6 protein-coding genes and 1 tRNA gene are annotated in these 9,427 nt (G+C 72.9%); 1 reads left to right on the top strand and 6 read right to left on the bottom strand.

Annotated elements, in window-relative coordinates; translation table 11 throughout:
* Positions 1 to 179: 179 nt before the first annotated feature.
* From AC067N_RS06495 to AC067N_RS06475, 5 genes are all read right to left on the bottom strand, one after another.
* Positions 180 to 253: transfer RNA gene (locus AC067N_RS06495), tRNA-Pro, on the bottom strand.
* A gap of 112 nt (positions 254 to 365) precedes the next feature.
* The gene (locus tag AC067N_RS06490; protein ID WP_478677734.1) at positions 366 to 1,277 is read right to left on the bottom strand and encodes a YceI family protein; all 912 of its coding nucleotides are present in this window, start codon (positions 1,275 to 1,277) and stop codon (positions 366 to 368) included.
* Positions 1,278 to 1,317: 40 nt separating this feature from the next.
* Positions 1,318 to 2,382, bottom strand: a complete 1,065-nt coding sequence (locus AC067N_RS06485; protein WP_478677733.1) for a maleylacetate reductase — start codon at positions 2,380 to 2,382, stop codon at positions 1,318 to 1,320.
* A complete protein-coding gene (locus AC067N_RS06480) occupies positions 2,382 to 3,317 on the bottom strand; it encodes a dioxygenase family protein (protein ID WP_478677732.1) in 936 nt (311 codons plus the stop codon). The genes AC067N_RS06485 and AC067N_RS06480 overlap by 1 nt, the downstream gene beginning before the upstream one ends.
* An 18-nt stretch (positions 3,318 to 3,335) precedes the next feature.
* Positions 3,336 to 5,093 carry an FAD-dependent oxidoreductase gene (locus AC067N_RS06475; RefSeq protein ID WP_478677731.1) on the bottom strand — a complete coding sequence of 586 codons (1,758 nt, stop codon included), beginning with the start codon at positions 5,091 to 5,093 and terminating at the stop codon, positions 3,336 to 3,338.
* A 246-nt stretch (positions 5,094 to 5,339) separates the two neighbouring features.
* On the opposite strand from AC067N_RS06475, the gene AC067N_RS06470 reads away from it, so the two are divergent.
* Positions 5,340 to 7,406 carry a helix-turn-helix domain-containing protein gene (locus AC067N_RS06470; protein WP_478677730.1) on the top strand — a complete coding sequence of 689 codons (2,067 nt, stop codon included), beginning with the start codon at positions 5,340 to 5,342 and terminating at the stop codon, positions 7,404 to 7,406.
* On the opposite strand, the gene AC067N_RS06465 is transcribed toward AC067N_RS06470, so the two are convergent.
* A complete protein-coding gene (locus AC067N_RS06465; protein ID WP_478677729.1) occupies positions 7,394 to 9,400 on the bottom strand; it encodes an ABC transporter ATP-binding protein in 2,007 nt (668 codons plus the stop codon). The genes AC067N_RS06470 and AC067N_RS06465 overlap by 13 nt on opposite strands.
* Positions 9,401 to 9,427: the final 27 nt, after the last annotated feature.

Here is a 9,427-nt window from a genome sequence, read left to right as displayed (position 1 = left end):
GCCCGCGAGATCTACCGCGCTCTCACCAGCACACCAACCGAACCAATCACGCAAACCGACCTCGCTCCTGCGGCTTGACATCCATAGGAGCATCCGGAGGGGACCGCCCGGGTACGGAGCGCGGAAAGGCCGTTCTCCCCGTCGAGGAGAGAACGGCCTGCGACTCTGGTGAGGCAGAGTCGGGACGACAGGATTTGAACCTGCGACCCCTTGACCCCCAGTCAAGTGCGCTACCAAGCTGCGCCACGTCCCGTCGCGTCACCACAGCCCCGGTGCTGCTCATGTGCTGTGTGAACGCGCAGGTAAACCCTACCCTACGTGGCCCTGCGCCCGGATCACCGGTTGTCGCGCGGGCTCGGTGCTCGCTACTCGGGCGGCGTAGGCGTGTCGTGGGTGCGGTACATGGCCTGGACGTCGAGTTCCAGTTGGACCGTGGGGCCGACGACGGCTATGCCCCGGGCGAGCATCGTTCGCCAGTTGAGGGTGTAGTCCTCGCGGTGGAGTTCGGCCTTGGCGAGGGCGGCGCAGCGCAGTTCCTCGCCGTAGCCGCCGTTGACGGTGCCCAGGTAGGTGGTGTCGAGGGAGACGGAACGGCTGACGCCGTGCATGGTGAGGCTGCCCTGGAGGGTCCACTTGCTGCCGCCCCGGTAGGCGAAGCGGTGGCTGGTGAAGTCGATGTGGGGGAAGCGTTCGACATCGAGGAAGTCGGCCGAACGCAGGTGTGTGTCACGGGTGTTGTTGCCCGTGTTGATGCTCGACGCGTCGATGCGTACGCGGACGCGGGACTCGGTGACGTCCTGGGCGATCTGCAGGCCGCCCTCGAAGCGTTCGAACCGGCCGTGGACGTGGGCCATGCCGACGTGCTTGGCGATGAAGCGGATCGCGGTGTGCGGCGGGTCGAAGAGCCAGGTGCCGGGGACGGGGAGTTCCAGCTGCCGGGCCGACCTCAGCCAGACGCGCTCCGGGGTCGGGCCGGTGTCCGCGATGATCTCCACGGACTCGCGGTGGGGTTCGAGCCCCTCGGCCACGATCAGCAGGCTGTACGCGCCCGGCGGCAGGACGGCCATGAAGTAGCCGTACGGGTCGGTGGTGCCGCGGGCCGCGACCCGGTGGCTGCGGAGTTCCGTCACCGTCACCTCGGCCGCGCCCATGGGCTGGTTCACGGGGTCCAGGACCTCGCGGACGAGGGAACCCGCGCCGGGCGGGACCGGAAGCGTCAGGCCCGCGGCTCCCCGGGTGGCTCGAGAGGATCGCCGCCGGAGCAGTCCGAGGGGCATGCTGTTCACCTTTCAGTTCGCGGTGTTCGGTGGGCATGGGTCAGGTGGGTGTCGGCCGGCCGCCCGCGTACGCCGCTCTCAGTACGTCCAGCACACCCGCCTCGGTGACCTCGCGCGGGTTGGGGTACGTCTGTCCGGCCGCCTGGGCCGCGGCCGGCGCCAAGTCGGTTTCCCTCAGTCCGAGTTCGGCGAGGGAGCGGGGGGCGCCGAGACGGCCGGCCAGCTCCCGCAGGGCGCTCGGGACGTCCTCGGTGTCCAGGGCCCGGCCCAGCGCCGCCAGGGCCTCCGGGGCGGCGGGGGCGTTGTGGGCCAGGGCGTACGGGAGGACGACCGTGTGGGTCTCGGCGTGGGGCAGGCCGAAGGTGCCGCCGAGGACGTGGCAGAGCTTGTGGTGCAGGCCCATGGTGGTCGCGCCGAGCGCGGCACCGCACAGCCAGGCGCCGTAGAGCGCGCGGCTCCGGGCGTCGAGATCCTGCGGGTGGGCCGCCAGTTCGGGCAGGGCGTGGGTCATGGCCCGGGCGCCCTCCGCCGCGGTCAGCGACACCAGCGGTGTGGCGTCCGGGGCGTAGAGGGCCTCCGCCGCGTGGGCGACCGCGTTGATGCCGCTGGTCACGGTCAGCCCCACGGGGAGGGACAGGGTGAGTCGCGGGTCGTAGACGACGCTGCGGGGCAGGACGGACGGGTCGAGTCCGGTGCGTTTGGCGCCGTGCTCGGTCAGGCCCCAGACGGGGGTCATCTCCGAGCCCGAGTACGTCGACGGCACCGCGATCAGCGGCAGTCCGGTGCGCAGGGCGATCGCCTTGCCCAGGCCGATCGCGGAGCCGCCGCCGACGGCCACGCAACCGTCCGCGGCGGCGGCGTGTGCCACCTCGACGGCCCGTTCGGCGACCTCGACGGGCACATGCATACGGGCCTCGGTGTGCAGCCCGGCGCAGGCGTCGCCCAGGGAGTCCGCGACGGCCCGGGCCGTCTCCGCGCCCCGGGGCCCGGACACCACCAGCAGCCGTCGCAGGCCCAGGCGTTCGGCCTCGCCGGGTACGGCGGTCACCGAGGCGCCGGGTCGCAGGACGACCCGCACGGGCGGGGACTCGTGGACGAACTCCATCACGCCCCCTCGCGGTCGAGGGTGTCGAGGACGAGGTCGAAGCGGGCGTGCCGGAACGGGTTCGGGATGCCGAACTCCCCTGCCAGTGCGGGGTCGTCGGTCTGCGTGAAGTCCTGGACGAGGCTCTCCTTGACGGCGAAGACCGCGTCCGAGTCGAGGTGGTCGCTGCCGGCCACGAAGATATGTGTGGTGACCGTCCGGTGCCCCTCCGCCGAACCGATGAAGTGGATGTGGGCCGGGCGGTAGGGGTGGCGGGCCGTGGCCCCGAGGAGCGCGCCGACCGGCCCGTCCGTCGGGATCGGGTACGGGCTGGGCACACAGGTGCGGAACCAGAAGCGGCCCTCGTCGTCCGTCGTGAACAGTCCGCGCCCGTTGCCCGGCGGCTGCACGTCCGGCTGCTGTACGTCGTAGAAGCCCTCGGCGTTCGCCTGCCAGACGTCGAGGACCGCGCCGGGCAGCGGGGTGCCGTCGCGGGACAGCACACGGCCGCTGATCACGCACGGCTCTCCGCCGCCGACGAGGTCGATGTCCGCGCCGAGCGCGCGGGGCGGTGAGTCGGTCATGTGGAAGGGGCCGAGAACGGTCGACTCGGTCACGCCGCCGGGCCGGCCCTGCCCGCCACCCCGCTCGCCGTTTCCGTCCCCGTGCTCCCCGTCCGCGCCCCGCTCGCTGTTGATCGTCTCCACGAGCATCGAGACGCCGAGCACGTCCGAGAGCAGCACGAACTCCTGCCGGGTGGCGGTGCACGCCTGTCCGGTCGCGGTGAGGAACGCGATGGCCTGCTCCCACTCCGCCATGGTGGGCTCGGTCTCGCGGACGAAGGCGTGCAGATGGCGGGTCAGGGCGGCGAGCAGCTCGCGCAGGCGGGGGTCGGGGGTGCCCTTCAGGCTGTCGACGACCTCTTCGGTGATGCGGGTGGTGAATTCGCTGGTCATGTCCGGGCATCCTTCCCGTCAGGCATGTCCGAGGATCCGCCGCACCGCCTCCGTCAGCAACCGCTCGGCGTCCTCGGCGGACGCGGCGGCCGTGGCGTGCCGGAAGGCGACGTACCCGTCGGGGCGGACGAGCAGCGCTCCCCCGTCGGCCACCTCGCTGAGCCGCGACCAGTCGCCGTACGGGTCCTCGTACTCCTGGCCGGGGCCGATGACGACGGTCGCGATCGCGGGGTCCTGGGCCTCGGCCGCCCGGGTCCAGTGGGTGCCGCCGATGCCGGTGATCAGGGTGAAGCGGCCCTGTCCGACGGTGTCGAGCGTGGAGAGGGTGCGGGTGCCGGAGGTGATCCAGGCGTGCGGGAGCTTGGCGCCGGGGCGGGTGCTGGGCTGGTGGTACAGCTCGGGGTCGCGGTCGAAACCGGGGTCGGGGGTGCCGTCGGGCACGATCGCGTCCGAGGTGTACCGCTGGTTGAGGTCGACGCCGTGCGCGTTGAACTCGTACACCTTGAACGCGATGGCCTCGCGCAGTCGCGCCCGCTGCTTCTCGGCGGCCTCGGTGGCGTCCTTGCGGGCGGCGATGTTGGCCCACAGCTGCTCGGGGGTCTGCGGGGAGAGCCCGTCGAGCGCCTCGAAGACGGGGGCGGTCTCGCCGATGGACTTGTTGGCGCGGGTGACGATCTGCCGGCCGACCGGGGCGCGTTCGGCGGTGTAGGTGTCCAGCAGCGTCGGGGAGGCCGTGCCGTCGAGGACGAGCTTGAGCTTCCAGGCCAGGTTGTAGGAGTCCTGGATGGAGGTGTTGGAGCCGAGGCCGTTGGACGGGGGGTGGCGGTGCGTGGCGTCACCGGCGCAGAAGACCCGGCCGTCGGAGTACGTCTCCGCGTACATCTCGTTGACCGTCCACGCCGAGGACGACTTGATCGTCACCGGGATCTCGTCGTCGCCGATCAGCTTGCGGACGATGCTCTCGGCGTACTCGGTGGTGAGGTCGGGGGCGCCGGCGGTGACGTCGTACCCCCAGACGATCAGCCACTCGTTCCAGGGCCGGACGCAGCGCACGAGGCCCGCTCCGATGCCGCCGACGGTGGCGCCCGGGGCGAGCACCCAGTACAGGGTGGAGGGCCGGTGCGCGGTGTACTTCGTGAGGTCGGCGTCGAAGACGATGTTGATGCTGCCGGCCACGCCCATCTGGCCGCCCATGGGCAGCCCGGCGTCCTCGGCGACCTGGGAGCGGCCGCCGTCGGCGCCGATCAGGTACTTGGCGCGGATGGTGTACTCGTCGCCGCGCAGCCGGTCCTCGACGGTGACCGTGACACCGTCGGCGTCCTGGACGAAGGACTTGTAGACGGTGCTGAAGCGCAGGTTGGTGCCACGGGCGACCGCCGCGTCCATCAGCACGGGCTCCATGAGGTGCTGGGGCATGTCGCACATACGGGTGGGGCTGGCGAGTTCGTGCGCGGCCTGCACGAGCGGGTCGTTGCCCCAGGAGCGGACCCGGCCGAGCTCCTCGCCGGCGAGGCTGGTGCAGAAGGTCGTGTCGCCCATCAGATGCTGCGGGGTGGCCTTCGCCACGACCTCGTCCTCGACACCGAGGTCCCGCAGCACCTCCATGGTGCGCTGGTTGGTGATGTGCGCGCGGGGCGTGTCGGCGAGGTGCGCGTAGCGGGTGACGACGGTGTTCGGCACGCCGTAGGTGCTCAGCGCGAGCGCGGCGGAGGCGCCGGCGGGGCCGCTGCCCACGATCAGTACGTCGGTCACGACATGGGGCTCGACGGTGTGCACGGGGGACGCTCCAGGGACATGAGAACAGGCACCGACCGTCCAAGATCATGGACGGGTGTGCGGGAGCGTGGGTGTCTCACTATGAGACAGTGCGGCGTCCGTGTGAGGCGGCCCGTGTCACGGGGACGGAGGGAAGAGCCGGGGGGCGGAGCCGGGGGGCACCCGCGCGGTGCCTCCCACACCAGGGAGTACGGAAGCGGGGCGCTTGTTGCTCATTCAACCTGTGCCGGTACGGTGATTGGTGTCGTGACCACCACAGAGCATCCCTCCGTCTCCGACCGCCCCACCCTCACTTCGCTGCGCAGGGCCCGGGAGTTGTTCCTGCTGGGGCGGCAACTGCCGGACGACGTACCGGAAGAGGTCGTCGCCGCGTGGAAGCGTGCCCGGTTCTTCGGGGTACGGCACGATGTGCGGGACCCGTTCCCCGACCCGGTCCGGCCTCCCGTACGGCCGGAGGAGTCGGCCCTGCTGGCGGCGGCCCGGCCGGTCCTCGAACGGATCGCGCCCGCCCTCGGCGCGGAACAGGCGGCCCTGCTCCTCACCGACGAGCGATTGCGGGTGCGCTGGGCGGCCGGGGGCGGACGGGACGACCTGTGCCGGCTCGACCTCTCCGAGCAGGCGGTCGGCGCCAACAGCGCGGCCCGGGCGCTGAGCACCCGGCGGCGCGCCGAGGTCCACGGACCCGAACACTTCCTCGACCTCTGGCAGGACGTCTGCGCGGTCAGCGTGCCGGTGCTCGCGCCCGGCGCCGGGCGGCCACTGGGCACGGTGACCGTGGCCTCCGCGCTCTGCGCGGAGTGCGGCCCGCATCCGGGCGCCGCCCTCGCCGAGGCCGCCGCCGACGCCGTCGAGGCGGAGCTCCTCGCGCGGTCGCAGGGGGCGGAGCGGGTGCTGCTGGACGCGTATGCGGCGGCGTTGGGGGGTGCGGGGCGTCACGGCCAGGAGAGTGAGGTGGGCCGGGGGCGGGAGCGCGGCGGGCGCGGGCCCCAGGGGCCTGGGCGGGCGGTCGTCGCCCTGGACGGCCGCAGCCGGCTGGTCAGCGAGGCAGCGGGGCGGCTGCTGTCGCCGGAGGGGCTGGAGGCGCTGGAGAGGCATGCGGTCGCCGTGGTCGGGGTGTCGGGAGGCTCGGGTCCCGGGGGCTGTGCGGGGGCGGAGGCTGCGGCGGAGCTGGAGACCGCGGCGGGGCGGGAGACTGCGGCGGAGCTGGACGCTGCGGCGGGGCGGGAGTACGCGGCGGGGATGGCGGCCTCCGCCGCCTATCCGTCACGGTTCCGGTCCCCATCCCCGCCTCCGTCCACGTCGCCGCCCCCGTCCACGTCGCCGTCCCCGTCCTCGTCCCCGGCGGCCCCCTCCTCGTACCCCGCCCGGCTGCCGGAGGGTTCGAGGTGTCGCGCGATGCTCACCCCGGTGACGCATCTCGGCTCGGTGATCGGGGTGGTCGCCGTACTGGAGCCGGTGGGACGGGCGGCTGCCGCGGCGGACGAGCGGCGCGGCGGGGCCAGGGCCGGGCAGCGTGTCGGTGCCGGTGGCGACGGAGGGCCGGCCGGGCGTTCGGTGGCCTGGCGGCACGCGGTCGACCGGGCGGTGGAGCTGGCCCGGTCGTCGTCCGAGCCGCTGCTGCTCGTCGGGGAGCGCGGCACGGGGAAGACGGCTCTGGCCCGGGAACTGACCGGGGACCCGCCGCTGACGGCGGACGCGGCGGAGGGGGAGGTCGACGCGGCCCTGGAGGCGTGGAAGGGCGGTCGCACGGTTCTCATCCGGCATGCCGAGCGCCTGACCCAGCGCGATGTGGCGGCCCTCAACTCACTCCTCGAGGCGCCTCCCGCGGCGCCCCTGCTGGTGACGTACACCCCGGGTCCCCCTCCCGGCCCCTGCCTCCAACGGCTGCTGGACAGCCTGGCCGCACGCTCGGTCATCCTGCCCGCGCTGCGCGAACGACCGGAGGACATCAGGGACTTGCTCGACTCCCTCACCCCGCGGCCGGCGCCGGGGGAACCACCGCTCACCTGGACACTGGACGCGCTGCGCGCTCTGGAGCGGCACCCGTGGCCCGGCAACGTCACCGAACTGGTGCACCTGGTACGGGCGTTGACCGAGCGGCGCCGGGCGACGGGTCCCGTCCGGCGGGCCGAGCTGCCGGCCCCGGTACGGGAGGGCCCCGCCGCCCGACAGCTCAGCCCCATGGAGCGCGCCGAGCGCGCCGCCATCCTGGACGCCCTCCACCGCCACGGCGGCAACAAGGCCCGGACGGCGGCGGCCCTGGGCATCGCCCGCGCCACGCTGTACCGGAAGCTGCGGGGCTACCGGGGCTGAACGCCCAGCGGATCGGCGGGCCGGTCATGTGCGGAGGTCCCGTCGGCGGACACGGACGGTTCGTCGGCGGGTCCGTGGTCGGCGGACGTCGGGTGGGCGAAGGTCTGGCCGGCGGGCTTGCGGCTGTCGGGTGCGTGCTCGGCGGGTGCGGGGACGGTGGGTCCGTGGTCGGCCGAAGTGTCGTCGGCGGGGTCGCCGGTGGGGCCGTCGTCGAGGAAGCCGCCCGACTGGTGCTGCCACAGCCTCGCGTAGGCGCCGTCGGCGGTGAGCAGTTCCTGGTGCGTGCCCTGCTCGATGATCCGGCCGCGGTCGAGGACGACGAGCCGGTCCATGCCGGCGACCGTGCTCAGCCGGTGGGCGACCACGAGCGCCGTACGGCCCTCCATGAGCCGCCACAGCGCCTCCTGGACGAGGACCTCGCTCTCCGAGTCGAGGGCGCTGGTCGCCTCGTCGAGGAGCAGGATCGGCGCGTCGCGCAGGATCGCCCTGGCAAGCGCGACCCGCTGGCGCTGTCCGCCGGACAGTTTGACGCCGCGCTCGCCCACCAGCGTCTCGAAGCCGTCCGGCAGGGCGTCGGCGAACTCCGTGACGTGGGCCGCCTCCGCCGCCCGCCGGATCTCGGCGTCGGTGGCGTCGGGCCGGGCGAACGCGATGTTGTCCCGCAGGGTGCGGTGGAACATGGCCGGGTCCTGCGGCACATACGCGATGAGGCCGCGCAGGTCGGCCTGGCGCAACCGGCTGATGTCCTGGCCGCCGACGAGGATCCGTCCGGCATCGATGTCGGTCATGCGCAGCAGGAGCCTGGACAGCGTTGTCTTGCCGCCGCCGGAGCGGCCCACCAGACCGACCTTCGCCCCGCTGGGCACCGTCAGGTCGAGGCCCCGGAAGAGCGGCTCGGCGCCCGCGTGGGCGAAGGTCACCTTTTCGAAGCGCACGTCGGCGGGGCCGGGCCGCAGCGGCTCCGGTTCCGCCGGGTCGAGCACGGTCGGCGGGTTCCGCAGCAGGTCGGTGAACTGCGCGGCCTCCGTCATCGCGCTCTCCATACGGCGGTAGATCTGGTTGAACTCGAACATGATCCGGGTGGCGTTGGTGTAGTAGGTGAAGGCGACGACGACCGCTTCCACACCGTTCCCGCCCGCGCCGAGGGCGATCGCGAGCACCAGGCCGAGCACATTGGTGAGGACGGAGAGCGGGGCGACCAGGGTGTCGATGCGGAGGTTGCCGTAGTCCCACGACCGCAGGGAGAGCCGCCGGGACTCGGCGACCCGGGACCGGTGCTCCGCGGCTTCCCGCTCCTCGGCGGCGAAGGCGCGGACCGTGTCCATGTTCATCAGACTGTCGGCGACATGGCCCGACACACGGGCGATGGCCTCCTCGCGCAGTCCCACGAGCACCTGGCGGCGGCGGATGAGGGGCACCACGCAGACCGCCGTCAACGCGATCATCACCAGGAGCCCGACGACGAGGAGCGGCTCGTAACGCCACAGGACCACCGCCCCGAACAGCAGCGGCACGAAGTTGCCGAGGACCGAGAACGTGAGCGTGTCGACGAACTGCTCGAAGCGGGAGGCGAAGCTCAGCACGCGCTTGGTCAGCGAACCGGCGAAGTTGTCGTGGAAGAACGCGGCGTCCCTGGCGAACAGTTCGTCCATGCCGATGACGTACAGGCGCTCGATGCCGAGGGCGTCGAGACGGTTCAGACAGTGCAGGCCGAGGCGCCAGAGCGTCTCGGCGAACAGGAGGACGCCGGCGAACCCGAGGACGTAGGGCAGTGCCGAGCCGACGGTGATGCCGGTGTCGTCGGCGATCCGGCCGACGAGTTTGGCGACGACCAGCGGTGCGACGTAGTGGATGCCGATGTTGCCGAGGGCCGGCAGGAGCATGCCGGGGAGGGCCAGCAGCCGCAGCCGGGCGAGCTCCCGTCCGTAGTAGCGCAGTGCGAGGAGGACCGGGCCCTTGCCCGGCGGTGCTGTGCGTGATTCAGGTGATCCCATCCCGCCCCTGTGTGTCGTGTGGCGGTC

The sequence above is a fragment of the Streptomyces sp. NPDC042364 genome, from assembly GCF_056437585.1.
The sequence above is the reverse complement of the archived record's forward strand: the minus strand, read 5'-3'. Positions and strand labels throughout refer to the sequence as shown.

Excerpts from the sequence above, each read along its gene's own strand:
- AC067N_RS06490 (WP_478677734.1), bottom strand. The coding sequence starts at position 1,277 with ATGCCCCTCGGACTGCTCCGGCGGCGATCCTCTCGAGCCACCCGGGGA.
- AC067N_RS06485 (WP_478677733.1), bottom strand. The coding sequence starts at position 2,382 with ATGGAGTTCGTCCACGAGTCCCCGCCCGTGCGGGTCGTCCTGCGACCC.
- AC067N_RS06480 (WP_478677732.1), bottom strand. The coding sequence starts at position 3,317 with ATGACCAGCGAATTCACCACCCGCATCACCGAAGAGGTCGTCGACAGC.
- AC067N_RS06465 (WP_478677729.1), bottom strand. The coding sequence starts at position 9,400 with ATGGGATCACCTGAATCACGCACAGCACCGCCGGGCAAGGGCCCGGTC.